This is a genomic window from Trinickia sp., assembly GCF_036503415.1.
GTDB lineage: Bacteria > Pseudomonadota > Gammaproteobacteria > Burkholderiales > Burkholderiaceae > Trinickia.
On the sequence record NZ_DASXWY010000159.1, the window covers coordinates 88,946 to 112,740 of the forward strand.

Below are 23,795 nucleotides of genomic sequence, written 5' to 3' on the forward strand. Positions count from 1 at the left end.
CAAACGATGGCATTTCAGATCGACGACCTCAGTAACCAGCTCGGCTATTTCCGCCTGCTCGAGACATCGGAAAAAGCGCGCTGGATCTTCCGCGACCAGCGGTGGGACGAGATCGACGAGAGCAAGGTGAGCGCCGAGCTGATCGAGGATGTAAAGATCGCGGCCTATGCCGAGCTGACGACGTTCTCCGCGACGGAAGCATTCATGAAGCTGCTGCACGACGATGTCGACTTCACTCAATGGCTTTCCGTGTGGTTCTTCGAAGAGACCAAGCATCCGCTCGCGCTGATTCGCTGGCTCGGCAAACTCGGCGTGCCGACCGCGCAGGATTTCATCCATCGCGGCAGGAAGATCGAGCCGATGACCCACTCGCGCGTGGAAATGCTGACATCCAATATCTGCTCCGAGATCGCGGCCAACACCGCATACAACCAGTTCGCGAAGACCGTGGAAGAGCCGGTGCTCGTCGAAATCGTGAAGCACCTTGCGCGCGACGAAATGCGGCATTCGGTCGGCTTCGAACACTACTGTCGGCAAGCGATCGAGCGATCCGACGACCCCGAGCGGGACCGCCTCGTCGCACTGCGCACGGCATGGTTCCTCTTGCAGCCGGCAAGCGACGGCGTCACGCAGCACCCCGTGTTCCTGACATTGCTCAAGATGAAATGTCTCGACATGAAGGAAGTGGAGCGGCGCTACCGCGAACATATCGTGAGCCGGATCGCGAAGATGCTCGATCTCGAGATCCCGGGCGTCGACGCGTTCTATGAGGTCTACGCGGGCATGAAAAAGCGCTACCGCGCCGCACGGCGTTCCGCGCATGTTGCGTGAGGCGACGCACCGCGCGCTCGCCGATATCGCGGGTTACGGCGCGAACGGCGTGTTCGTCCCACTCGACGACGAGCGGGAGGCCACCGATCTGCCTGTGCGCGGCGTCATTCCGCCTGAGCTGGACGGCTTGTATCTGCGCAACAGCTTCAATTCGCATCCGTCTCGCCGTACACCGCAGCCGCACGTGTTTCTCGAAGATGGCATGGTGCACGGTGTGAGGATCGCGCAAGGCCGTGCCCTCTGGTATCGCAATCGCTGGGTATCGACCGATGGCCTTGCGCAGGTAGCGAACCGCGCGCCACCGGGCGGTCCCGCCGATCGTCGCTGGAGCTTCGGGAACGCGGCCAATGTCAGCGTCGTCGCGCATGCGGGGCGATTGCTGGCACTGGGCGAGACAGGGCTGCCCTATGAGCTGAACGAACAATTGGAGACAGTGGGGCGCTGCGATTTCGGCGGCGGCCTGGCTCGTAGCATGACCGCACATCCCAAGCGCGATCCCGCCACCGGCGCCTTGCACGGCTTCGGCTATTGGCCACGGCGTCCCTACGTGACCTATTTTCGCGTGGACCCCGATGGACGAATGGCGCGCGCCGAACCGGTCGATGTCGCGGGCGCCACGGTCATGCACGATTTCGCCGTTTCCGAGCGCTTCGCAGTTTTCATCGACCAGCCTTTATTGTTCGAGAGGCCACCGCGCCCAGGAGGCGGATTGCCGTTTCGCTGGGCACCCGAGTACGGTTCGCGTCTCGGCTTGCTCGATTTGCACCGTGAAGGCGTGCCGGTGAGGTGGTTTGCGATCGATACCTGCTTTATCTCGCATGTGCTCAATGCATTCGACGACGGCGCGCAAGTCGTGCTGCGCGCGGTTGTCAGTCACCCTTACTACCTGACCGGTATGCCGCGGCCGCACGCGGCTTCGTTATCGATGCATGAGTGGCGGATCGACACATTGACGGGGCGCGTCTCGAGCACCTGCATCGCCGATTCGCCGGGCGAGTTTCCGCGGTTCGACGACCGGTTGACGGGCCGCGCGCATCGATACGGCTATTCGACGGAGATTGTGCTTCGTCACGGTTGGCTCGCCTGTGGCGGCCTTTTCAAATACGACTTCGCGAAGGGCGCCGTCGAACATCGTCGCTTCAGCGAGTATGAAGCGGCGTCCGAGGCGCAGTTCGTGCCGGCGAGCGAGGACAGCGCGGAAGACGAAGGCTGGGTGTTGTGTCTCGTCTATGACGCGCGCGTCGATCGCAGCCGGCTGGTCGTGCTCGATGCTCAGCGGTTCTCCGGCGAGGAAGTGGCGTCGATCGAGCTGCCGCAGCGCGTGCCGTATGGCGCGCATGGAACATGGGTCGAACGGCAGGCGCTCGAGCGCGCCACGTCGCCATGCCGGTGATTTCGGTGACGCGCTTGCATGTGCGCGCCTGGCGGCACATCCCATCCGTGCTGGCCGCGACGATGGCCGCCGCCTGGCAGGCGCGCGCGGCACCTGGCAACCTCGCGGTATCGGTGCTCAGCGCGAGTTGCGATACCTATTGGACGCGAACCGTGTGGCAGGACGAGCCCGCCATGATGGCCTACGTGCGTGCGGGGGTCCATCGCCGGATCATGCGGCATCTGCTGAGATGGTGCGACGAAAGCTCGGTCGTTCATTGGCACGACAGCGTGGCGCGGCTGCCGGCCTGGGACGAGGCCCATCGGCGCTTGAGCGACGAAGGACGTCATTTTCCGCCGCCCGGGGCGGGGTTGCCGCCCGCGTTTGCGTTGCCGCGCCGTAGATTTTGGCGCGAGCTTCGCATCAGGTAGCCCGCGCCGTTTTTGCCTCGAAAGGGTCCTGGTCGAGAACGCTTGCCCATAGCGCGGACCAGGTCGGCCAATCGTGGGTGCCGGCAATGTCGATGCTGCGTTGCGCCGGCAACAGCGCTTGCAGCAGCGTGCTGCCCAGCGCGAAAGGATCGCTGCGTCCATAACCGAGATGCACGCGCAGGCCGCTCGACGCGTCCCGTACTTCACGGCGTAGCCAGTCGAGCACGCGCCACTCCATATCGCCCGGCTCGTTCGCTTCGGGGCGCCATGCGTCGAGCCCGCCCGCTTTGGCGATCTGCACGAGCATCCGCCGACTGGCGAGATAGGGGGCGAGCAGGACGATGCCGTCCGTGCTGCCAGGGTGCGCACGGCAATACATCAGGGCGCCCATGGCGCCGAGCGAGGTGCCGACGAACCAGAGCCGTTCGATGTCGCGCCGATGAGCGATCCGATCGATCTCGCCGTGCAATCGGGGCAGTAGTGAGCCATCGGCATAGGCTGGGAAATCGACGTCGATACCGAGCGCATCGACGGGCAGTCGGCGCTCACGCAGCGCCTGCACGATCCCGTTGGAAAAAAAGGAAGCGGCGCGGTCGTTGACGCCAGGGAGCATGACGAGCAAGACCCGCCCGGCTGCCGCATCGGGCGACGGATCGAACAGAGCGTTGATTGACATGCGATGGTCCGTTCTCGCAGAGGGACGGAAAAGCAGTACTCATTATGGGACAACTTTGGGGTTGCGCATTCGTCCCGATGGTCGAATTTTCGTAGGAGTGGCAAACCATGTTGCATATCGGCTTACTGTTTCGCCGAGAGGACAGGCGGGCGAGGCGATGAGCAATCGTATTTCACAGCACGATCCTGACGAAGCGAGGCATTCACCGTGCGCCGTCGAGCGTCAGTGCGGCAACCAGGCGAATTTGCCACGACCGACGGCTGCGCCTGCCGGCAGCGCTGCGCTGCGCGGACTCCCCCCGCGTTTGCCGACGAGGCGCATGCATGTCGATATCGAGGGAACGTACGGCGCATTGCGCGATCGGGCGCGCGAAGTCATCGGTCCCGACGCATTCGACAAAACCGCATTCGCAGCGCACCTGCGTGGCGCGAGGACAGGGAGGCTCGATTTATCGGGCGGGCTCGAAAATCGCCTGCATGAAGCGGATCATTGGACGTTGATGCATGTGGATCCACTGGCCGGCGGCCCGTTGAAGCTGATCGGTCACGGCACCGATCATGCCGTCTACCGCGATCCGAGCCGGCCGGGCCAAGTGACGAAAATCAGTGTCGAGACGCTCGGACGTCTGATCAGGTGGCTCATGCTGTTCGGTCGCGGCGAGGATCTGAGAACGCCGCAAGCCATTCGTGCCGCCGGGCAGAGACTGGCTCGCATGGAGATCGGGCGCGACGGGCGGCTGCGCGCGGAATTTCCCGCACGAGCCGTGCCGCGTCAGTCCATCGGGATCGACGAAATCTCTGTGCGTGCCGAAGTGGCGCAATTCCTGTTGCAGGGCGGCTTGCTCGTCGATCCGCATCGATCGATTCCCAAGCTCAACCCCAATGCGATCTACCGGCTGCCTGCGCTCGTGAGGCATCAGGATTTTCTGCCGCAGCTATCGGATTCCGACACGATGCACTTCAGCCTCAGTCTGCATTACGTCGAGCAGTTCGACGAGCGGCCGCCCGACGACCGCTATGCCGATATCAACGACAGTTTGGTGCTGAATCGTCCCGGCACATTCAATGAAGACCATTTCGATTATTGCTTCGCGGGGACGAAGCTGAGCGAACTGTACGACGCCAGCAAGACCGATAGGAGATTGCGCGAGAGCATTCGCGATTTCCTGCCGCACGGTATCGACTTCATGAACAAGACGCGGGAGGTGATCGACATCGCAGGCGACGGCAACGTCATCTTCAACGCAGGAGAGTACTACCTTCCCGACGGGCTGGTTTCCCCCAACTTCGAAGGCGCGCTTGGCTTGTCGGGCAATACGCTGCGCCGGCTCAAGCAGGGCAGGCAAATCGCGGGCAGCGAGGCATGGATGCTGACCTTCACGCTCAGCATCGTGCGGGCCATGAACGCGATGGCGCAAGCGCTAGGCATCGACAAGCGGGTTCACTTGTTGCGCCCTGACGAAGAGTCCGAACCCATCGACTGGGCGAGCGTGCTGCCGGAGTTACGCGACAAGCGGACGGTGGGCATGCGGCATTCGCTCGAGCGCGAACCGCTGCTGATGCCGATCGAATCGTTCCCCTGGGGCGTCAATACGCAGGGCCTCGCCGCTTGATCACTGAACGCGCCACCAGCGTGGCAAGAGCCGCCGCACCTCCGGGCGGCGATACCGATCGTCGATCAAATGAAGTACGCCGACATCCTGTTCGGTGCGCACGACACGGCCAGCGGCCTGGACGACTTTTTGCAGGCCCGGAAAGAGGTATGCATAGTCGTACCCATTGCCGAACTTGGCTTGCATCGCCAGGCGCATTTGCTCGTTGACGTCGTTGACCTGGGGCAGCCCGAGCGTGGCGATGAACACGCCAATGAGACGATCGCCCACGAGGTCCACGCCCTCGGAAAACGCCCCGCCCAGTACCGCGAGGCCCACGCCGCATTCGCCGCTTCGGAACCGGGCTAAAAACGCGTCCCGTTGCGATTCGCTCATTCCGGGAGATTGCATCCAGAGCGGCAGACCAGGATGTTGCGCGCGCAACAACGCCCCGACACGCTCGAGATAGTCGAAGCTGCTCACGAAGCCCAGATAGTTGCCTGGCAATGTTTCGTATTGTTTGGCAATGAGTTCGACTATCGGTGCAAGCGATCTTTCCCGGTCGCGCCATCGGGTCGAGACCTGCGCGCATACGCGCACGGTCAATTGCTCGGGCCGGAACGGCCCCTCGACATCGAGCACGCGCGTTGCGTCGGGCAGCCCCAACGTGTCGCGATAGAAATGCGTCGGGCTCAGCGTGCCGGAAAACATCACCGTCGCGTGCGCGGCGGCGTGGCGTTGCGCTAAAAACGCGGCAGGTACGACGTTGCGCACGCACAGCGTCGACGTCGTTCCTGCACGCCGCCCTGAGGCGTGCGGCTCGCTCGAGAACGTGCTGTCGAAGATCGAATGGTCGTCGAACTGTTCGGCCAGCGTCACGAAATGCAGCACGTCGAAGAAAAATCGCCGCACTGCGTCGTCGATCGCGGACGCATCCTCGGCAAGCTGATCGGTCACTGCGCCAATGAGGTTTTGCGCTGCAAACACCAGCTTGGGCGGAATCTCGGCATGAACCGTATAGCGCTGCTCTTGCGTGCGATCGAGCGCGTTCCATTCGCGTTGGAGTCGCTGAAGCGGCTTTTTCAGGCTGTCCGGTGCCGCCTTCAATGCGGCGCGCAGCGCCGGCCGCTCGAGTGAGGCCGTGTACATCTTGCGGCCGCGCTCGAGCAGGTTGTGCGCTTCGTCGACGAGTACGGCCACGCGCCATTCCTGGGCGCGGGTGAGCGCATAAAGCAGTGCGCTGCTGTCGTAGTAGTAGTTGTAGTCGCCCACGACGATGTCGACCCATCGCGCAAGCTCCTGCGCGAGGTAATACGGGCACACGTCGTGAGTCAGTGCGACCTCGCGCACGCTCTGGCGGTCCAGCCTGCGCTCGGTCAGCGCGGCCTCGCGTGCCGCCGGCAGGCGATCGTAGAATCCGCGCGCAAGCGGACAGGACTCGCCGTGGCAGGCTTTGTCGGGATGCTCGCACGCTTTGTCGCGCGCGACGAGCTCGAGCGTGCGCAGCGGTAACGTTTCGACGCCGGTATTCGAGCGCAACGCATCGATCGCGTCCAATGCCAGTGCGCGACCCGGCGTTTTCGCCGTCAAAAAGAACAGGCGATCGACATGCTGTTCGGCGCAGGCCTTCAGCACAGGAAAAATCGTCGCCAGTGTCTTGCCGATGCCGGTCGGTGCCTGAGCCATCAGAACCGCGCCATCGCGCGCCGCGCGATAGACGGCGACGGCCAGCTCGCGCTGCCCGCTCCGAAAGGTGCCGTGGGGAAATTGAAGCGCGCGCAGCGCCGCGTCGCGGGCCGTGCGATGCGCGTGCTCCTGTGCCGCCCACTGCATGAAGCGTTCGCACTGCTCGTTGAAAAATGCCTCGAGCGACGAGGCGTCATGCGTCTCGGTCAGCACCGTCTCCTTCTGGCTGCCGATGTCGAAATAGACGAGGGCGACCTCGATCCGCTCGAGCCCGCGGGCCTGACAGAGCAGATGGCCGTATAGGCGCGCCTGAGCCCAGTGGAGTGCGCGATGATTGCCAGGCATGGCATCGAGCTCGCCCCGGTAGGTCTTTACTTCCTCGAGCCGATTGAGCGAGGCATCGTATCCGTCGGCTCGCCCGCGCACGGTCAGCTCGCCATGGGCGCCGACGAGCGCGATTTCGGCTTCGTAGCCGGCGCCGCGCCGTTTGGCAACGACGGCATGCCCTTCGATGCCTTCGAGCGCGCTCGGTGCCGGCGTGAAGCGCAAATCGAGGTCGCCGCATTTCGCGGTGAACTCGCACAGCGCTCGAACGGCGACCACGAAGCTCACGGGGTGACTCCGGCGCCCGGTGTCGTGACGCCGGCCACGGCGCGGTCTGAGCCATCGATACCGCACTCGTCATCGACCTCGGGCTCGACTTCGCCCTCCCAGCGCACGTCGAGCACGCGCGCCGGCATGCCATGTTGCGCGCAATAGGCGAGCCACCGGATCTGGTTGTCCTGCAGGCGGTCGCCGGGGCCCTTGACTTCGATCAACTCGTAGCGCCGGTCGGTGGGCCAGAACCGAATGAGATCGGGAAGGCCCGACCGATTCGCTCGAATATCGCTGACAAGCCGTGCGAACCAGAGCTTCAAATGCCTGGCAGGCAGACAGTCGAGTGCCAGCGTCATCAGTGAGCTCGTCAGTGCGCCCCAAAAGACGAAGGGCGATTGCATACCGGCTTTGTGCTCGTAGTGGCGCCAAATGGTGTCGTGATAGGCGCCGCTATCGAGTTGCGCGAAGCAGCGTGCGAACGTTTCGGCGCGGCGAGCCAGGAAGTCGGGTGCGTGAAGATCGGCGGGCCCGCGCTGGAATGGGTGAAAGAACGAGCCCGGCACGGGTTCGAACACGGCTTCCCAGCACAGTAGCCCGAACAGTGAATTGATCAATGTGTTCTCGACATAGAACACGGGCGCCTGCGGCGCATCGAGATGATCTTGTACGACATATTCGACCGCGACGGGCACGGCCGGGCGCATCAGCGTGAGCGTCGAGCGTGCGAAACCGGCCGGCTCGGCCGCACGCTGGACGGGCTGCCCGAGCCGGCGTGCAAGGCGTGGCATCATGCGTGCGGCGCGCTGGTACTCCGCCTCGTTTTCGGGCGCCTCGAGCGCGCGCGTGACGAGCGCGAACGCATCGCCGAAGCGTGCGCAACGTTCGAGTACACGCATGCGCCGGTGACGGGCTTCGGGCCATTGGCTGCGCTCGTAGACTTCGAGCGCGAATTCCCAATCCCGCAGTTGTTCGGCGCGATAGCCGATTCCATAGAACAGTTTGGCGCGCCGCATTTCAAGCCAGGCGTTCTCGATCGGCATGGCAAGCACCGCGCCGAACAGCTCGCGCAGTGCCGCGATCCCGTCGCCCCCGTCGATGCCGTCGAGCGCTTCGCGGCATGCCTGCAGCGCGAGGTAGGCGTCGACATCCGAGCGACGTTGAAATGCACGGGCGGAAGGTTCGAACGACACGGCCTCGTATCGATAGACGCCAAGGTCCGCCAACACGAACTCCGACCAGCTCTGATGCAGATTGCCAAAAAACATGAGCCTCACCCGATCGCAAACGGGCGTGATTTCGAGTTCGAACACCTGTTCGTCGCTCGTGGCGTCCCATGCTCGATAGGGGCGCGTCTGGGCGCCATACTCTTCGCGCAACAGCTCGCGCAATTCCGACTTGCTGCATCGGCGTAACGCAACGGCTTCGGAAAAAATCCGCTCCAGCTCCGGGCGGGTCGCGAGCGCGAAGAGATCGTCGATCGAAAGGTGCGGCTCGGGATCGATCCAGCCCAGTGCGATCAGCGGCGCGGCCGCGGCCAGCGGGCAGCCGATCTCCGCGTAATTCAGCTTGCTCGTGCGAAAGCGCGGGCCGTTGCGCATCAGCATGCGAACGAGCAAGGCACGCGAGGCGAGGGGCAAGCGAGCGAATGCGGACGCGAATTCGCGCTCGATGGCGTCGAGCAGATCGTCGTAGCGTTCCGATACCCACGCGAGCGCACGCTCGAAGTTCAGCAGGTAGTAGAGGGGCGATGGGGAAGAGGGGGAGGGCTCCACGGCATTGCGATCGACCTGTATATCCATACAGGATAATAGCAGAGTCGCTCCAGCCTCATTTCGCGGGCGGCCGCCGCGTTTCCTACGTCGTTTCCCTGGTTTTCTGCACGCCTTCCCAAAGGCCGTTCAGATAGACCGCTCCGAGGGCACGATCGTAGAGGCCGTAGCCCGCGCGGCCGGTTTCGCCCCAGATCATGCGTCCATGGTCCGGTCGTGCATACCCGTCGAAACCGACTTCGAAATACGCCTTGACGATCTCGGCCATATCGAGCGAACCGTCGGCCGACCGGTGAGACGTTTCGTGAAAATCGCCGGCCGCGTTCGTATGAACGTTGCGCAGGTGGGCGAAATGAATGCGTCCCCGGGCACCGAACTCGCGCACGAGCGAAGGGATATCGTTGCGTGCGTCGGCGCCGAGCGAGCCCGAACACAGTGTCAAGCCGTTGGCCGGGTCGTCGACGATTGCGAGCAGGCGTGCGAGATCGTCGCGGTTCTTGACGATGCGAGGCAGACCGAAAATCGGGCGTGGAGGATCGTCGGGATGGATGGCCATCTTGATGCCGGCCTCCTTCGCGACGGGCACGACCGCGCGCAGGAAATAGGCGAGATTGGCCCACAAGCCCGACTCGTCGAGTGCGGCATACTCGGCCAGCAGCGCTTTCAGTTCGTCGGGCCGGTAGCTCGTATCCCAGCCCGGCAGTGCGATACCTTGCCCGATGTCGAGCGCGTCGACCTGCCGCGCGTCGAAAGCGAGCGTCGTGGAGCCGTCGGGCAACCGCATGTCGAGCGACGTGCGTGTCCAGTCGAAAACGGGCATGAAGTTGTAACAGACGACCTCGATGCCGCAAGCGGCGAGATTGCGCAAGCTCTGGCCGTAGTTGTCGATGAGCCGGTCGCACGACGGCTTGCCGAGCTTGATGTCCTCGTGAACCGGCACGCTCTCGATGACTTCGAGCTTCAGACCGTGCGCCTCGATCGTGTCTTTCAGCGCGCGGATCTTTTCGACGGGCCAGACCTCGCCGACCGGAACGTCGTAAATCGCCGAGACGATCCCATACATCCCGGGAATCTGGCGAATGTAGGCGAGGGGCACGGGATCGCTCTCGCCGTACCAGCGAAACGTCATCTTCATGTTGGTTAGGAATCCTAGCTATTTCGAAACGAGCGGCACTTCCTCCGCTCGTCACATTGGCAACTGCAAGTGCGGCTCAGGTAATGACGCCGACTTGCCAGGGCACGAATTCGTTTTGCCCATAACCCAAAAGCTCGCTCTTCGAACGCGTACCCGACGCGCAGTCGAGCATCATGCGAAAGATCTTCTCGCCGAGTGCGTCGATCGTGTCGGTGCCGTCCACGACACCTCCGCAGTTGATATCCATATCGTCCTCCTGCCGCTCCCAGAGGGCCGTATTGGTCGAGAGCTTCAGCGACGGTGCGGGCGAACAGCCGTAGGCCGAGCCGCGTCCCGTCGTGAAGCAGATCAGGTTCGCACCCGAGGCCACCTGCCCGGTGGCCGAGACGGGGTCGTAGCCGGGCGAATCCATGAAGACGAAGCCCTTCGCGGTAATCGGCTCGCCATACTCATAGACTTCGACGAGGTTCGTCGTGCCGCCTTTCGCGACCGCGCCCAATGATTTTTCGAGAATCGTCGTCAATCCGCCCGCCTTGTTGCCGGCCGAGGGATTGTTGTCGAGCGCGGCGTGATTGCGCGCACAGTACTCCTGCCACCACGCAATACGTGCCAGGAGCTTTTCTCCGACTTCCCTGCTCACCGCGCGGCGCGTCAACAAATGTTCGGCGCCGTAGATCTCCGGTGTTTCCGAGAGTATCGCCGTCCCGCCATGCCGCACGAGACGATCGACGGCCGCACCCAGCGCAGGGTTCGCGGAAATGCCGGAGTAGCCGTCCGAGCCGCCGCATTGAAGCCCGACGACGAGATGCGCTGCCGGCACGCTCACACGCGTGGCCCGATTCGCGTCGCCGAGCATCTCGCGCACCATCGCAATGCCGCGTTCGACCGTCTTGCGGGTGCCCCCGCTGTCCTGGATCGTGAAGCTGCGCAGCTTGGGCGCATCGCCGCGCAGACCGCCGGCTTCCAGTACGCCCTCGATCTGGTTCGTCTCGCAACCGAGTCCGACGAAGAGCACCGATGCGAAGTTCGGATGGAGAGCGTAGCCCGCCAATGTGCGCCGCAAGATGCCGATGCCTTCGCCATGCATATCGATGCCGCAGCCGAGCCCGTGCGTGAGCGCAACCACGCCGTCGACGTTGGGGTAGTCGGCCAGTGCCTCGGGATGGACGTCGCGCCGGAAATGATCGGCGATGGCGCGGGCCACCGTGGCCGAGCAGTTGACGCTCGTCAGGATGCCGATGTAGTTGCGCGTGGCAACGCGGCCGTCGTCCCGGCGAATGCCCATGAAGCTGGCGGGTTCGGGGACATAGGCGGTCGGGTGGACATCGGCGCCGAATGCGTGCTCGCGCGCGAATTCGGCCATGCCGAGGTTATGGACATGCACATGCTGCCCGCGCGCGATGTCCTCGCGCGCCACGCCGATGACCTGGTTGTAGCGTTTGACCGGCGCGCCCGCGGCGATGGCACGCGTGGCGATCTTGTGGCCGGGCGGGATCAGCCCCGACACCACAAGGTCTTCGCTCGCGATGCGCGCGCCGGACATCAGCTGACGCGTGGCGATGACGACATCGTCGTTTGGATGAAGGCGGATCACGAGGTGATCCTGAGAAGCGAGTGAAGACATGGCATGCCTCGAATGACGAATGACGGGTGCGCGAGCGAGCTCACACCGCGGAGCGCGCGCCGGCGTCGACGCTGCGTGCGTCGGGCTCGACCGGCAGCGGCTCGATTTTGCCGACGATCACCAGATAGCTGAATGCGCCGAGAAAGCAGAATCCCCCGGCCACGACGAGCGGGATCGTGAACGAGCCCTTGGTCATCGCGACCATGACGCCCGTGAACGTCGTGATGACGATGCCGGCGAGATTCGATGCGAAGTTCTGGATCCCGCCGATCGAAGCGACGTGTCGCGGGGTGGGCGCGACGTCGGCCGGCAGGGACCAGATGCTGGCCGCGGCGAAGGCCAGGCTGCCGTATGCGATGCCGAAGAACGCAAGCATCAGATAGACGTTCGATGTGAGCGTCGAAAGGGTGATGACCGACGACATCAGCATACCGCCGACCATGCAGGTCTTGCGCGCCGCCGTGAGGCTCCAGCCGCGGCGATAGAGCGCGTCGGACACGAGGCCGCCGATCCAGCCGCCCGGAATCGCCATCAGCGCCGGGATCATCCCCAGCGTGCCGAGCGACTTGAGCGAGAAGCCCCGCGTTTGCACGAGGTAGCTCGGAAACCAGGTGATGAAGAAATAGATGACGAAGTTCAAGCAGAAAAAGCCGAGCATCATGCCCCAGAGCGTGCGGTGCTTGAACAGCGACGCCCAGGTGACCTCGTTGCCCGTCCGGGCCGGCGCTTCGTAGACGGCGTCATGTTCGCCCGTCATGTCGGCATGCGCGGGGCTGCGATAGATGACGAACCAGCCCACGATCCAGAGTGCGCCGAGCGCGCCCGTGATGACGAACGCGGCTTTCCAACCGAGCGTGCCGATGATGAGCGCGACGACGGGGATCGACAGTGCCGATCCCACGCGCGAGCCGCTATCGAAGATGCTCGTGGCGAGCGCCCGCTCGCTGGGCCGGAACCACTGGCTCACGAGTTTGGCGCACGAAGGGTAGGCGCCGGCTTCGCCGATGCCGAGCAGCAGGCGGCAGCCGAACATGCCGGCCACGCTCGTGACGCCCGCCGTCGCGGCGGTGAAAATCGACCACCAGCCGACCGCGAGCGGCAAGGCGATGCGCGCGCCGACGCGATCGACGAACCAGCCGAACGGAATCTGCATCAATGCGTAGGTCCAGAAAAATCCGCTCAAAATGAGCCCCATCTGTGCCGGTCCGATGCCGAGCGCCTTTTCGATTTCAGGCGCGGCGACCGCAAGATTGGCGCGATCGATGTAATTCACGGCGATCGCTAGAAAGCACAACAAAATCACGACCCAACGCATTTTCCTCATTGCTTGTCTCCTGGTTGCTTGCCGGAGCGGGTGCTTTGTGCCCGCTCCAGTGATATGAATACCGGCTTTGAAACGAGACGGCGGCGGCTACTCAAACTGCGGTGGCCGTACGCAGTGCTTCGTTGAGTCGCGGTTGCGCCAGCCCGAGGCTGAGTTCGGCGGCCATCGCGACGACGGGGCGCAAGCGCCGTTCCTTCTTTTCGCCGTGGTTGCGGGCGATATCGGCGAGCCGGTGGTCCAGAAACGGGTTCAGGAACCGCTCGCGCACGTCCTCCAGATACCGGCGTGCCGCTTCGCCCTGGCCCTGCGCATCGAACACCGGCAGCACTTCGTCACGCCAGACGGACTCGAGATCGGCGCGCAAGGCGGCGTCGCGCATCGCATGCAGCGTGTTTTCGTCGGCGGGGCGCCCGTCGGTTTGCCAACGCTCGGCGAGATAGGTATGCCCGAGGTTCAGCAGGAACAACTTCAAGCTCTCGTAGCGGTGCAACTCGTCAGTGACGATCATGGCGTCGTGCTCGCACGGCAGTACCATGCCCGCGCGCCGCTCGATCGCCCAAAGGGCGTAAGGTTCGGCGATGGCGCCGACGGGCCGGATCGGCTCGGAGACGATGCGGTCGACGAGCGAATTCACCCAGACGCAAGTCTCTTCGATATAGCGCACGAATGCGGCATCGCCATGCCATTGCCGCGCGAGGCCGGCGACGAGCGCGCGCAGCGTATCGCCGTTCTGGCTGACGAGCTCGCACGGCAGCAACGTGAGCGGTGCGCCTGAGGCCGCGAAGCGCGCATGTAGCAGCACGGCGAGTTTGGCGGCGAAACCGCGCGGCACGCGCGTCTCCTCGTGCAGCAGTTCCGCTGTGTCCTCGTCGTCGCATCGATAGCCGCTGTCGCCGGTGTTCGAGATCACGACGCGCGCATCGCGGACGAAGCGCTCGCGCACCGTCGCCCAGTCGCTATTGGCATCGAGCGCTTCGTCGACGGCATCGCATTCGATCGTCGTGTCGACGACGGTCTCGCGTTGCAGCCCGCGCACTCGAACGGGATAGCGCTTCGCGGCGCGCAACGCTTCGATTCGCGCACGGCTTTCGGGATTGCTCGTCGTCTGGACCACGGTGACGTGACCCAGTGCACGACCCGTTTTCAACGCCTCGGAGATGAACAGATCGACATGCGCCTGTAAAAAGCGGCTCGTGCCGAATTGAATAATCGGATTACCCATTATCGATGACGGTGGAGTTTCAGCAGGCAACGAGGGCTTTGATGACGCCGGCGTTCGGATCGAGCAGCTTCGGAAACGTCTCCGGCAGTTCGGCAAGCGTCAGCCGGTGCGTGTTGAGGGCTTCCGTCGGAATCTTGCCTGCGCGCATGGCGTCGAGCACGGTCTCGAAATCGGCCGGTGTCGCGTTACGGCTTGCCAACAGCGTTGTCTCCCGCTTATGGAATTCGGGATCCGAGAAAGAAATCCGATCCCGCACGATCGAGATCAACACATACTTGCCGCCGTGCGCGACGAATTCGAGCCCGCGCTCCATGGCTTTGATATTGCCCGTCGCGTCGAAGACGACGTCGAAGAACTCATCGCCGGTGACCTGTGCGAGCGCCTTTGCGTCCGTGGCCGCGTCGCTCGTATCGAGCAGCACCGTGTGGTCCGCGTGCAGCGCCTTCGAACAGACCTCGAGCCGGTCTGCGCGGCCATCGAGCACGGTGACTTGCGCGCCGCGAAGCTTGGCGAAAATCGATGCGGCCATGCCGATCGGCCCCGCGCCGACGACGAGGACGCGTTGTCCGTGCTTCACCTCGGCACGCGCGGCGGCATGGGCGCCGATCGCGAGAAATTCGAGCATCGCGGCCTGGTCGAGCGTCACGCCGTCGGCCTTGAAGACGAAGCCCTGGGGCACGGCGAGATATTCGGTCATCCCGCCGTCCGCATGAACCCCGAGCACGCGGATATTGACGCAGCAGTTGGTCTTGCCTGCACGGCATGCGACGCAGTGGCCGCAGGACAGATAAGGCATCACATAGACCTGGTCGCCGGCCTTGACCGACGCGCTCGCAGGCGCGGATTCGACGATGCCGGCCAATTCGTGGCCCATCACGCGCGGATAGGCGAGGTAAGGCTGGTTGCCGGTAAAGATGTGCAGGTCGGTACCGCACACGCCCACTCGCTTGATACGGATCAGGACGTCGTCCGGGCCGGCTTCGGGCCGCGGGCGCTCGGAAACGGTAAGCTTGCCCGGTTGTTCGCAAATGACGGTTTTCATCGAAGGCAGAAGGGTTAGGGGACGGATTGCCGCCGAACTGGGCGGCCTGTGCGGCGACCTGCTGAGAGACATTTGGCCTTACCAGCGTGCAAAATATAAAAATTGAGCGAATTGGTCAAGCCAATTTTGCGAGGGCGCATTGGTCTGTCGAATGCACCGAGGTGCCCGTCGAGGGTATGTGCCGAGGTGCGGCTTCGATTTACAATCGCGGCTCGTTGGCGGGCGCTGGAGTCCGCCGGGGTCTCATCGACAGGATGTACACGTGGCAGCCAAACCCGCCGAGACGCGTCGTCTTTATCTTCAGATTGCCGACAAGCTGCGTGCATTGATGGAGCAGCCTGATTTCGCGCGCAATGGGCGATTGCCGCCCGAGCGGGAACTGGCCGAGCGGCTGGGTGTATCGCGCCCCACGGTACGCGAGGCGCTCGTCGCACTGGAACTCGAGGGGCGCGTCGAGATTCGCATGGGCTCGGGCGTCTATGTTTGCGCAACACAGGGCGAAGCACCGAGCGCCGTGCCGAACGAGGATGAACTCGGCGACAGCCTCGTCGACAACATGGCGGCTCGCTCGCTCATCGAGGGGGCGATCGTCGCGAGCGTGGCGCCGTTTGCGAAGCCGAAAGCACTCAAGGCGCTGCGGGGCATTTACGACGACATGGCGCGCGAAGTCGCGGCGGGGCAAATACCGATCGGCCCCGATCGTGCGTTTCATGCGGCAATCGCGCAAATGTCCGGCAACGAGGTGTTGATTCGACTGATCGCATCGCTCTTCGACGAGCGGCACAGTCCGCTTTCGACGAAATTGCGGGATCACTTCGAAAACGACGGCACATGGCGCGCGGCGCTGGGCGAGCACAAGGAGATTCTCGAAGCGCTCGAGGCGCGCGACCCGGTACAAGCGCAAGCAGCGATGCAACGCCATATCAAGGCATCGCTCGAGCGCGTGATGGCGCAGCGCAAGCAGGGCTGATATCGCCTGTGCGGGCGGCGATTTTGCGCGAGACAGTCGTCGCGCGGCGCATACGGATATGCATGCCGTATGCGTGCATTCGGTTTGCGGATTGCTTCTTCGTACATTCGATTCTTCGGATGCGGCCGATCGCTATGCTGCATGCACTTGTTCGCGCTTCAGGAGAATCGTTATGTCTTCGCTGTTCGTTTCTGCGGAATCCACCGGATCTCATCCGTGCTCCGGCCAAGATGAGTCTGGCGTGAACCTACCGCGGAATACTCCGGTGGGAGCGCGCGAATTGGCGGCTTTCGGTAGATTGGCCCCTCTGTACCGATTTGCCGTTACGCGTTCCGGTGAAGTAGTCGATTGCGAGGCTGAACGCTCCGCGGGTCTTGTGTGTGCGCCGCTTCGTTCACATGTGCCGACGACGAGCTTCGTGACAACGGAAGCCATCGACTATCGCGCGTTGCTGCATTCGGTCAGGCAACACGGTAAGGAGCCCGGTCCCGCTATGAGCGAAGAGTTTTCGACGGTGATGAGGGTCGTGCGCGCGCTCATGACGGAGCAAGACGGCAAGCCTCTATCCCCGGGGCAGCGCGAGCAATGCGCCTTGCTGTTGGACGCCGTCGGCTCATGGTCGAAGCAGCCGCCCGACATGATGCACGCCAATATCGAGCGGGCGCTCATGGAGTGTTCAACGCTGCCCGACGATGCTCGCGCGATGCTGTTGGGTGCGATCGTGAAGTGGGACCTGTCACGTCTCCCGGAGGCCGCCCAGGCCGGCGACTATTATCGCCTGGACCGGATGATCGACTCGCTGACGGGCAACGCGCGGTTCGAATTGTCGGGGCGCCTCTCCGCGTCTCTCCGAACGTTCGACGATGAAGCACGACGGCGCTCATGGATAGGCGTTTCTGGATCGGCGCTTGGCATCCCGCCCCGCGAAACAGCCCCGAAACGCGATATCCCGATAGCCGTCGCCGGAAAAGTGGAGCGGCAGTTGGTAAGGGATCCGAACGACCGCAATGCCGACGCGGGCGCGTGACCACACGTCAGCGCTCGCGCCGCGGCCGCTTACTGCCAGAACTCCGACATTTCGATATTGCGCAAATCGAAGACGAGCACTTCGGCATCGCGCCCGTTGCTGAAGCTCAGATTGCGCTCATCGCGCAAACGCATCCCGTCGCCTTCGCCGAGCACTTGTCCGTTGACGGTTACGCTGCCGCGCGCGACATGGACGTAAGCGAAGCGGTGCTCGTCCAACGTCAGTTGCGCGGCTTCGTCGCCGTCGAAGAGCCCGGCATAAACACGCGCATCCTGGCGTAGCTCCAGGGATTCCTGCGCGCCGTCGGGCGAGAGGATCAACCGCAGCTTGCCGCGTTTTTCCGCCGGCTCGAACGTGCGCTGTTGATAGCGCGGCTCGGCGCCGTTGCGCGCAGTGGCGATCCATATCTGCAGAAAATGCACCCGCTCCGAGGGCGAGGGATTGAACTCGCTGTGCAGCACGCCGGTACCCGCGCTCATCAATTGCACATCGCCGGGGCGAATGACCGAACCCGTGCCCAGCGAATCCTGATGCTCGAGCGCGCCCTCCAGGACATACGAGAAGATCTCGACATCGCGGTGCGGATGCTTGCCGAAGCCCCGGCCGGGCATCACGCGATCGTCGTTGATGACGAGGAGATCCGAGAAGCCCATCTGCTCAGGATCGTAATAGCCGGCGAACGAGAATGAGTGGCGCGAGCTGAGCCATCCGTGTTCGGCGCGTCCGCGCTCGTTGGCATTTCTGATTTCAACCATGTCGACCTCCGTCAAATCGTTAGTCCGGCAGCGGACGCTCCGCCGCCGTTCACCGTAACGACAGTCTAGGTCAACCGGAACGTTCAAAATCATGTGAAAATGAGACTCACTGTCACGTCATGGTGGACATTCGCATGCAACTCGATGACCTCCGCATTTTTGTCGCCACCGTGGATGCGCGGAACTTCACGTCGGCGGCAAATCGCCTGCAGCTTTCGAAGCAGTTCGTGAGCCGCCGGGTCATGGCGCTGGAGTCGTCGCTCGGCGTGCGGTTGCTCGTGCGCAACACGCGCAAGCTGGCAGTGACGGATCTCGGCCAGGACTTGTACGAACGCGCGAAACGGATTCTTGCCGAAGTGGCGGATGCGCAAGCGGCGCTGTCGCTCGGGCGAACGCGGCCGCGCGGTCTCCTGCGCGTGAGCGCGCCGCTGTCGTTCAGCACTGCCCACCTATCGCCGCTCGTCGCGGACTTCATGCGCGCGAACCCCGACGTGCGCATCGATATCGAGCTGAGCGATCGCACCGTCGACGTGATCGGCGACGGCTTCGATATGGCCCTGCGCATCGGCACGTTGACGGATTCGACGCTGATCGCTCAGCAGCTTGCCGAAATACGGATGATCGCCTGCTGCTCGCCACGCTATCGCCCGGCCGAGCGTTTGCCGGCGACCCCCGCCGATCTCGCCCGTCATGCCTGTCTGCTTTATGGGCGGGAAGGGGTGACCGGATGGACGCTGACCGTCGACGGAGAAAAGCGCGTTTTCGAGGTCAGCGGACCGTTGCGTGCCGACAATGGCGAAGTCGTTCGCGATGCGGCCATTGCCGGCCTTGGGATTGCACTGTTGCCGGAGTTCATCGTTTCCCCTGCGCTGGCGAGCGGGGCGCTCGTGGAAGTCCTTTCCGAATTCGCCGCGCCGTCGCTCGCGCTCTATGCGGTCTACCCGCAGCACCGCGAGCACTCGATCACGGTGCGCTCGTTCACGCAGTTCCTGCGTCAGCGTTTCGCGCGCGGGTTGGGGCAGCAATAAGCCCGTGCGCCGCATGCGATGTGTCAGCCAGCGGCAAGCGCGCTCGCGAGCGGCCCATGCGATAATGCCGCACATCTCTTTCCAGCCGGGCCGCGCAGTCGATCGAACCGCAACGTTTTTCGTCGCTGTCTCCTCGTGCTCATCCGGCCTCGCAGCCCTCGTGAAAAATTTCGTTGTCCCAATCGATGCGCTCGCTTCGTTCGACGAGATCGTCGACGTGCGAACGCCGCTCGAATTCGCCGAAGACCATATCCCGGGCGCAGTGAGCGCGCCCGTGTTGAGCAATGAAGAGCGCGTCATCGTCGGGACGCTGTACAAACAATCTCCATTCGAAGCGACGCGGCTCGGCGCCGCCATGGTCGCGCGCAACATCGCCCATCATCTGGAAACCACGTTTGCCGATCGTCCGCGCAACTGGCGTCCGCTCGTCTATTGCTGGCGCGGAGGCAAACGCTCGGGCTCGATGACGACATGGTTCAACCTGATCGGCTGGCAGGCGCGGCAACTCGACGGCGGCTACAAGGCTTACCGTCAGCGGGTGCTCGACGATCTGGAACGATGGCCGTCGCGCTTTCGCTATGTTGCGTTGACGGGGCACACCGGTACGGGCAAGACGCGGCTGCTGCATGCGCTCGCCGAGGCAGGTGCGCAGGTGCTCGATCTCGAAGGCCTGGCCCGGCATCGCGGCTCTTTGCTCGGCGCGCTGCCGGGCGAGCCCCAGCCGACCCAGAAGGCGTTCGATACGGCGCTCGTGGCGGCGTTCTCGCGCTTGAGTCCGGAGCGGCCTGTGTTCATCGAGGCGGAAAGCCGCCGCATCGGTCAGATCACGTTGCCGAGTTCGCTGCTCGATGCGTTTCACGCCGGGCGATGTGTGCGCGTGTGCACGCCGTTGCCGATCAGAGTGAAATTCCTGCTGGAGGATTACGGACATCTCTTCGATACGCCGCAATACTTCAAGGACCAACTCGCGCGTCTCGTCGGACTCCACAGCCGTCAGACGGTCGGGCATTGGCATGCGCTCGTCGACGCGAACGAACGCGAGCGGCTTTTCACCGAACTGGTCGAGGCGCACTACGATCCGGCCTATGCACGCAGCAGCCTGCGTTCGTTCGGCAATATCGATCGTGCGCTCCCGTTTTCATTCGATCCTTGCTCGTCGACGCAAGTGGAACAGGCGCGCGAACTGATCTCGCGTATCAACGCGGAGCCGCTGCCCGCGGGCTCGCCGGTGCCAACCCCCGATGCGCGGACCGAGCGGACCGGCGCCGCGCGCAACCCGCGGCACGGCGCGCCGGCCAATCTTGCCGACAGTTGAGGAGCGCCGTGGGCGGCGCCCGTCCGCGTGTGTCGCTTGGGCGGATGGTCTGTGCATGTCGAGACGGTGCGGAACAGTCGCCGTCCGAATCGTGGATCGTCATGCAGGGAAAGACATCCGCGGGCGAATCGGTTAAAATCCCGCGCTTACGCTTCGGGGCGTTCGCACCGTGTGCACCGTGCACACATCACGGGCGCGATGCCTCGGTGTGCCGGATATCGGAGCGCGCATCGCGCGCGCGTCCGGCTGCGAGGATGGCGAAATTGGTAGACGCACCAGGTTTAGGTCCTGACGCCCGCAAGGGTGTAGGGGTTCGAGTCCCCTTCCTCGCACCACTTCTTTTTCGTTCACCGGCCAGGCTTTCGCCACAGGCACCCGGCCTCGGCTCGATGCCTTCACTCGGCGAGACATGAACACCATCCACGACACGACGCACGGCACTGATCGGCCCGTACGCACGGCTATCGTCGGTGCCGGCGCGATCGGCGGAGCCCTTGCGATCGCACTGGCCCAGGCGGGGCACGCGGTCAGCGTGCTTGCGCGCGGTGCGACCCTTGCGGCTATTCGCCAACATGGCATCCGCATGGTGGACGCCGCCACCGCGAGCGACACCGGGCGGGCCGCAACGGTCCGCGCGAGCGACGACCCGAGCGAGCTCGGCGAGCAGGATTTCGTCGTCATCGCGCTCAAGGCTCAGGCATTGCCTGCCGTGGCGGCAGCGCTTGCGCCGCTCGTTGGCGCGTGCACGGCCGTGGTGAGCGCGACCAACGGATTGCCGTGGTGGTTTCTCGACGGTATGGATACGCCGCTTGCCGACAGCCGCCTCGAAGCCGTCGATCCCGGTGGTTGCATCGGTCGTATCTTGCCCGCGGCACGCTCGATCGGCTGCGTCGTCCACCTCTCGGCGTCGACCGACGCGCCCGGCATCGTCCGGCGCGGAAAAGGCAACCGCCTCATCGTCGGTGCCGCTCAGGCGGCGCTCGGCCCGAGCGCCGCCGCCTTCGCGCAAGCGCTGCGCGAAGGCGGGTTCGACGCCGAATGCACCGATGCGATCCGCGGCGACATCTGGGCGAAACTCTGGGGCAACATGAATATGAACCCGTTGAGCGCGCTGACCGGCTCGACGGCCGATCGTCTGCTCGACGATCCCTACACGCACGCGCTCACCGTGCGCATGATGGAGGAAGCCGCCGCGATCGGCGGCAAATTGGGCTTCTCGAGCGGCATGACGATCGAAGCGCGTCTCGCCGTCACGCGCGAGCTCGGCGCATTCAAGACTTCGATGTTGCAGGACATGGAGGCGGGCAGGCCGCTCGAGATCGGCCCGATTCTAGGGGTGTTTCCCGAGCTGGGCCGCAAGCTCGGCGTGCCGACGCCGTTTTGCGACGCTGTGCTCGGCTTGCTGCGTCAGCGCGCCGCATCGAGCGGCCTCTGAAGTTCCCGGCTGGCGTCTTTCGCCGCGTCCGCGCCGATTCGTTCCGTCTGCTTTAAGCGCTTTGCTGCCTGTCGCTCGCCGCGGTCATTCACGCTCCGCGAGCGCATTCGCGATCACCTTGTCGAGCACACGGCCGAGGCTGGCTTTTTCCGCATCGTCGAGACATGCGAAGAGCTCCGCGTTCCATTTGCGCGCAATCGGCATGACCTTGCGATACAGCGCCCGGCCTTCGCTCGTCAGCGAAACGAGCACGACGCGCCCGTCCTCGCTGCTGGCCTCCCGCCGAACGAGTCCGCGCTGGATCAGCGCTTCCGCGGCGCGGCTTGCCTGACTTTTGTCGAGATTGGCGCGCCGCGCGAGATCCATGATCGAAAACGGACCGAAGGAGCCGACCGCCGCGATGACGCGCGCTTCGGGCAGCGTGATATCGAGCTTGGCATGGTAGCGTTCGCTGATGCCGCGATCGGACAGTTTGTTGAGCACGTGCATGCGGTAGGTCAAAAACTGCTCGAGCCCGAGTTTGGCGGCGGCCTTCATAGCGGTCCTTTTGGTTATCGGCACAGTGAGGCGAAGCCCGCGCGGGCACCGCGCGCGAGGTTCATGCGCCGTATTTTATGCGCGTCAGCTGCTCGGCCGCGTTGGCGAGCAACATTGCGGCATCGCGGATCGCCGCTTCCAGCGTGATCGGGCCGGGCGCCGGCGAGAAGCAGCCATCGAAATGCGCGGACAAGTGCGCAAGCGCCGACGGATCGACGGCGCCCGACAGCAGCGAGGCGGGCACCCCCGCGGCGCGCGCGTGCTGGCAGGCGATGAACGGCGCTTTGCCCCGCAGCGTTTGCGTATCGGAACGGCCTTCGCCGGTAATGAGCCAGTTCGCTCCGCTCAGCGCCGCATCGAGTCCCTGTTGAACCGCCACGACTTCCGCGCCGGGTTGGAATTGTGCGCCGAGCATATGCAGCGCGAAGCCGAGGCCGCCTGCCGCACCGGCGCCGGGCAGCGCGCGTGCGGTCCGGCCCAAAGCCGTTTCGAGCATCGTCGCGAAGCGTTCGAGCACGGCATCGAGCGGCGCGACCTGAGCGGGCGCGACGCCTTTTTGCGGACCGAAGACGGCCGTGGCACCTTGCTCGCCCGAGAGCGGATTGTCGACGTCGGACATGGCGACGAACGAGACTTCGCGAAGCCGCGCATCGAGCCCGGCCACATCGATGCGCGCGAGGCGTGCGAGCGATTCGGGCGTCGGCTCGAGCTCGCGCCCCTCGGCGTCGAGCAGGACGAGCCCAAGGCTCGCGAGCAGGCCTGCGCCGGCGTCGTTGGTGCTGCTGCCCCCGAGCGCGACGAAAAACCGGCGCACGCCGAGGTCGAGCAGCGAACGAATCGCCTCGCCCATGCCGCGCGTGCTGCGCGCCTCGACGGGCGTGCGCATCGCGACCGCATCGGTGATGCCGACGATCTCCGCGGTCTCGACGATCGCGCTGCCGTCGGGCAAGAGCCCGAGCGCTGCCTCGCGCACTGCGCCGGCTGCGCCGCTCACTTGCACGACGCGGCGTTCGCCGCCGTGAGCGAGCATGGCGTCGAGCGTGCCTTCACCGCCATCGGCCATCGGCGCGAGGCGAACGACGGCGTCGGGTCGTGCGCGCTTGATGCCGGCGGCGATGGCGGCGGCCACGGCCTGCGCGCTCAGCGATCCTTTGAACGAATCGGGCGCGATGACGACGACCGGGGCGGGCGAGAGGTTGGGCATGACGTCTCCTGTCAGTTTTTTTCATGTGCCGGGCGAGCGGGCCGCCAGCGTCGGTCGACAGCATATCAGCGCCCCGGCGCCGACGGGTAGCCGGCGGCGGACGCGGGACATTCGAAGCGGCGCGCGCGAGCGGACGCGATATATCCTGAAATGTGCCTTGAAAAACCGCGATTCGGGGCTTGCTGGACCAATAATTTGCTAGAATGCTCGATTCTTCCGATCCA

Annotated in this window: 20 protein-coding genes and 1 tRNA gene; 10 read left to right on the top strand and 11 right to left on the bottom strand. The window is 64.3% G+C overall.

Features of this window, described 5'->3' with window-relative positions; all coding sequences use genetic code 11:
- Positions 1–6: 6 nt before the first annotated feature.
- Genes VGL01_RS19555 through VGL01_RS19565 form a run of 3 tightly spaced genes read left to right on the top strand, consistent with a single transcriptional unit; the run spans position 7 to position 2,634 of the window.
- Positions 7–831, top strand: coding sequence for a ferritin-like domain-containing protein (locus VGL01_RS19555; RefSeq protein WP_331572248.1), 825 nt, complete (start codon positions 7–9; stop codon positions 829–831).
- The gene (locus VGL01_RS19560; protein ID WP_331572250.1) at positions 821–2,224 is read left to right on the top strand and encodes a carotenoid oxygenase family protein; all 1,404 of its coding nucleotides are present in this window, start codon (positions 821–823) and stop codon (positions 2,222–2,224) included. The genes VGL01_RS19555 and VGL01_RS19560 overlap by 11 nt, the downstream gene beginning before the upstream one ends.
- On the top strand, positions 2,215–2,634 hold the full coding sequence (locus VGL01_RS19565; RefSeq protein ID WP_331572252.1) for a DUF3291 domain-containing protein: 420 nt from the start codon (positions 2,215–2,217) through the stop codon (positions 2,632–2,634). The genes VGL01_RS19560 and VGL01_RS19565 overlap by 10 nt, the downstream gene beginning before the upstream one ends.
- On the opposite strand, the gene VGL01_RS19570 is transcribed toward VGL01_RS19565, so the two are convergent.
- Entirely contained in the window at positions 2,627–3,310 is a 684-nt protein-coding gene (locus VGL01_RS19570; RefSeq protein ID WP_331572254.1) for an alpha/beta hydrolase-fold protein, read from the bottom strand. The genes VGL01_RS19565 and VGL01_RS19570 overlap by 8 nt on opposite strands.
- A 319-nt stretch (positions 3,311–3,629) precedes the next feature.
- Here VGL01_RS19570 and VGL01_RS19575 point away from each other — a divergent pair, with 319 nt between their 5' ends.
- Complete coding sequence (locus tag VGL01_RS19575) at positions 3,630–4,922, top strand: hypothetical protein (protein WP_331572256.1); 1,293 nt, start codon at positions 3,630–3,632, stop codon at positions 4,920–4,922.
- On the opposite strand, the gene VGL01_RS19580 is transcribed toward VGL01_RS19575, so the two are convergent.
- The 7 genes from VGL01_RS19580 to VGL01_RS19610 form a co-directional block, all read right to left on the bottom strand.
- A complete protein-coding gene (locus VGL01_RS19580) occupies positions 4,923–7,199 on the bottom strand; it encodes an ATP-dependent DNA helicase (protein WP_331572258.1) in 2,277 nt (758 codons plus the stop codon).
- Entirely contained in the window at positions 7,196–8,983 is a 1,788-nt protein-coding gene (locus VGL01_RS19585) for a VRR-NUC domain-containing protein (RefSeq protein ID WP_331572260.1), read from the bottom strand. Before VGL01_RS19585 ends, VGL01_RS19580 begins: the two co-directional genes overlap by 4 nt.
- A 55-nt stretch (positions 8,984–9,038) precedes the next feature.
- Entirely contained in the window at positions 9,039–10,088 is a 1,050-nt protein-coding gene (gene uxuA, locus VGL01_RS19590; protein ID WP_331572262.1) for a mannonate dehydratase, read from the bottom strand.
- 76 nt (positions 10,089–10,164) lie between these two features.
- Complete coding sequence (locus VGL01_RS19595; protein WP_331572264.1) at positions 10,165–11,712, bottom strand: altronate dehydratase family protein; 1,548 nt, start codon at positions 11,710–11,712, stop codon at positions 10,165–10,167.
- Positions 11,713–11,752: 40 nt separating this feature from the next.
- A complete protein-coding gene (locus tag VGL01_RS19600) occupies positions 11,753–13,036 on the bottom strand; it encodes an MFS transporter (protein WP_331572266.1) in 1,284 nt (427 codons plus the stop codon).
- 91 nt (positions 13,037–13,127) lie between these two features.
- Positions 13,128–14,258 carry a mannitol dehydrogenase family protein gene (locus VGL01_RS19605; RefSeq protein ID WP_331572268.1) on the bottom strand — a complete coding sequence of 377 codons (1,131 nt, stop codon included), beginning with the start codon at positions 14,256–14,258 and terminating at the stop codon, positions 13,128–13,130.
- A 19-nt stretch (positions 14,259–14,277) separates the two neighbouring features.
- Positions 14,278–15,300, bottom strand: a complete 1,023-nt coding sequence (locus tag VGL01_RS19610) for a zinc-binding alcohol dehydrogenase family protein (RefSeq protein WP_331572270.1) — start codon at positions 15,298–15,300, stop codon at positions 14,278–14,280.
- Positions 15,301–15,562: 262 nt separating this feature from the next.
- Here VGL01_RS19610 and VGL01_RS19615 point away from each other — a divergent pair, with 262 nt between their 5' ends.
- Positions 15,563–16,270: a FadR/GntR family transcriptional regulator gene (locus VGL01_RS19615; protein WP_331572272.1), complete on the top strand. Its 708-nt coding sequence runs from the start codon at positions 15,563–15,565 to the stop codon at positions 16,268–16,270.
- A gap of 172 nt (positions 16,271–16,442) precedes the next feature.
- Positions 16,443–17,297, top strand: coding sequence for a hypothetical protein (locus tag VGL01_RS19620; protein ID WP_331572274.1), 855 nt, complete (start codon positions 16,443–16,445; stop codon positions 17,295–17,297).
- A 29-nt stretch (positions 17,298–17,326) separates the two neighbouring features.
- On the opposite strand, the gene VGL01_RS19625 is transcribed toward VGL01_RS19620, so the two are convergent.
- Positions 17,327–18,052 carry a pirin family protein gene (locus VGL01_RS19625; RefSeq protein ID WP_331572276.1) on the bottom strand — a complete coding sequence of 242 codons (726 nt, stop codon included), beginning with the start codon at positions 18,050–18,052 and terminating at the stop codon, positions 17,327–17,329.
- 134 nt (positions 18,053–18,186) lie between these two features.
- On the opposite strand from VGL01_RS19625, the gene VGL01_RS19630 reads away from it, so the two are divergent.
- From VGL01_RS19630 to VGL01_RS19645, 4 genes are all read left to right on the top strand, one after another.
- Positions 18,187–19,080 (top strand): LysR family transcriptional regulator, encoded by an 894-nt coding sequence (locus VGL01_RS19630; RefSeq protein ID WP_331572280.1) that lies wholly within the window; start codon positions 18,187–18,189, stop codon positions 19,078–19,080.
- 160 nt (positions 19,081–19,240) lie between these two features.
- Positions 19,241–20,395, top strand: coding sequence for a tRNA 2-selenouridine(34) synthase MnmH (gene mnmH / locus VGL01_RS19635; protein WP_331572282.1), 1,155 nt, complete (start codon positions 19,241–19,243; stop codon positions 20,393–20,395).
- Between the two features lie 248 nt (positions 20,396–20,643).
- Positions 20,644–20,730: transfer RNA gene (locus VGL01_RS19640), tRNA-Leu, on the top strand.
- An 83-nt stretch (positions 20,731–20,813) separates the two neighbouring features.
- Positions 20,814–21,830: a 2-dehydropantoate 2-reductase gene (locus VGL01_RS19645; protein WP_414720305.1), complete on the top strand. Its 1,017-nt coding sequence runs from the start codon at positions 20,814–20,816 to the stop codon at positions 21,828–21,830.
- A gap of 84 nt (positions 21,831–21,914) precedes the next feature.
- Here VGL01_RS19645 and VGL01_RS19650 read toward each other — a convergent pair whose 3' ends face one another.
- Together VGL01_RS19650 and VGL01_RS19655 are read right to left on the bottom strand one after the other, a co-directional pair.
- Positions 21,915–22,367 (bottom strand): MarR family transcriptional regulator, encoded by a 453-nt coding sequence (locus tag VGL01_RS19650; protein WP_331572286.1) that lies wholly within the window; start codon positions 22,365–22,367, stop codon positions 21,915–21,917.
- 61 nt (positions 22,368–22,428) lie between these two features.
- Entirely contained in the window at positions 22,429–23,571 is a 1,143-nt protein-coding gene (locus VGL01_RS19655) for a glycerate kinase (RefSeq protein ID WP_331572288.1), read from the bottom strand.
- Between the last annotated feature and the right edge of the window lie 224 nt (positions 23,572–23,795).

What these genes read in the sequence shown, in the direction of transcription:
- VGL01_RS19555 (WP_331572248.1), top strand. Translation starts at nt 7, where the DNA reads ATGGCATTTCAGATCGACGACCTCAGTAACCAGCTCGGCTATTTCCGC.
- VGL01_RS19560 (WP_331572250.1), top strand. Translation starts at nt 821, where the DNA reads ATGTTGCGTGAGGCGACGCACCGCGCGCTCGCCGATATCGCGGGTTAC.
- VGL01_RS19565 (WP_331572252.1), top strand. Translation starts at nt 2,215, where the DNA reads ATGCCGGTGATTTCGGTGACGCGCTTGCATGTGCGCGCCTGGCGGCAC.
- VGL01_RS19570 (WP_331572254.1), bottom strand. Translation starts at nt 3,310, where the DNA reads ATGTCAATCAACGCTCTGTTCGATCCGTCGCCCGATGCGGCAGCCGGG.
- VGL01_RS19575 (WP_331572256.1), top strand. Translation starts at nt 3,630, where the DNA reads ATGCATGTCGATATCGAGGGAACGTACGGCGCATTGCGCGATCGGGCG.
- VGL01_RS19585 (WP_331572260.1), bottom strand. Translation starts at nt 8,983, where the DNA reads ATGGATATACAGGTCGATCGCAATGCCGTGGAGCCCTCCCCCTCTTCC.
- uxuA (WP_331572262.1), bottom strand. Translation starts at nt 10,088, where the DNA reads ATGAAGATGACGTTTCGCTGGTACGGCGAGAGCGATCCCGTGCCCCTC.
- VGL01_RS19595 (WP_331572264.1), bottom strand. Translation starts at nt 11,712, where the DNA reads ATGTCTTCACTCGCTTCTCAGGATCACCTCGTGATCCGCCTTCATCCA.
- VGL01_RS19600 (WP_331572266.1), bottom strand. Translation starts at nt 13,036, where the DNA reads ATGAGGAAAATGCGTTGGGTCGTGATTTTGTTGTGCTTTCTAGCGATC.
- VGL01_RS19605 (WP_331572268.1), bottom strand. Translation starts at nt 14,258, where the DNA reads ATGGGTAATCCGATTATTCAATTCGGCACGAGCCGCTTTTTACAGGCG.
- VGL01_RS19610 (WP_331572270.1), bottom strand. Translation starts at nt 15,300, where the DNA reads ATGAAAACCGTCATTTGCGAACAACCGGGCAAGCTTACCGTTTCCGAG.
- VGL01_RS19620 (WP_331572274.1), top strand. Translation starts at nt 16,443, where the DNA reads ATGTCTTCGCTGTTCGTTTCTGCGGAATCCACCGGATCTCATCCGTGC.
- VGL01_RS19625 (WP_331572276.1), bottom strand. Translation starts at nt 18,052, where the DNA reads ATGGTTGAAATCAGAAATGCCAACGAGCGCGGACGCGCCGAACACGGA.
- VGL01_RS19630 (WP_331572280.1), top strand. Translation starts at nt 18,187, where the DNA reads ATGCAACTCGATGACCTCCGCATTTTTGTCGCCACCGTGGATGCGCGG.
- VGL01_RS19650 (WP_331572286.1), bottom strand. Translation starts at nt 22,367, where the DNA reads ATGAAGGCCGCCGCCAAACTCGGGCTCGAGCAGTTTTTGACCTACCGC.
- VGL01_RS19655 (WP_331572288.1), bottom strand. Translation starts at nt 23,571, where the DNA reads ATGCCCAACCTCTCGCCCGCCCCGGTCGTCGTCATCGCGCCCGATTCG.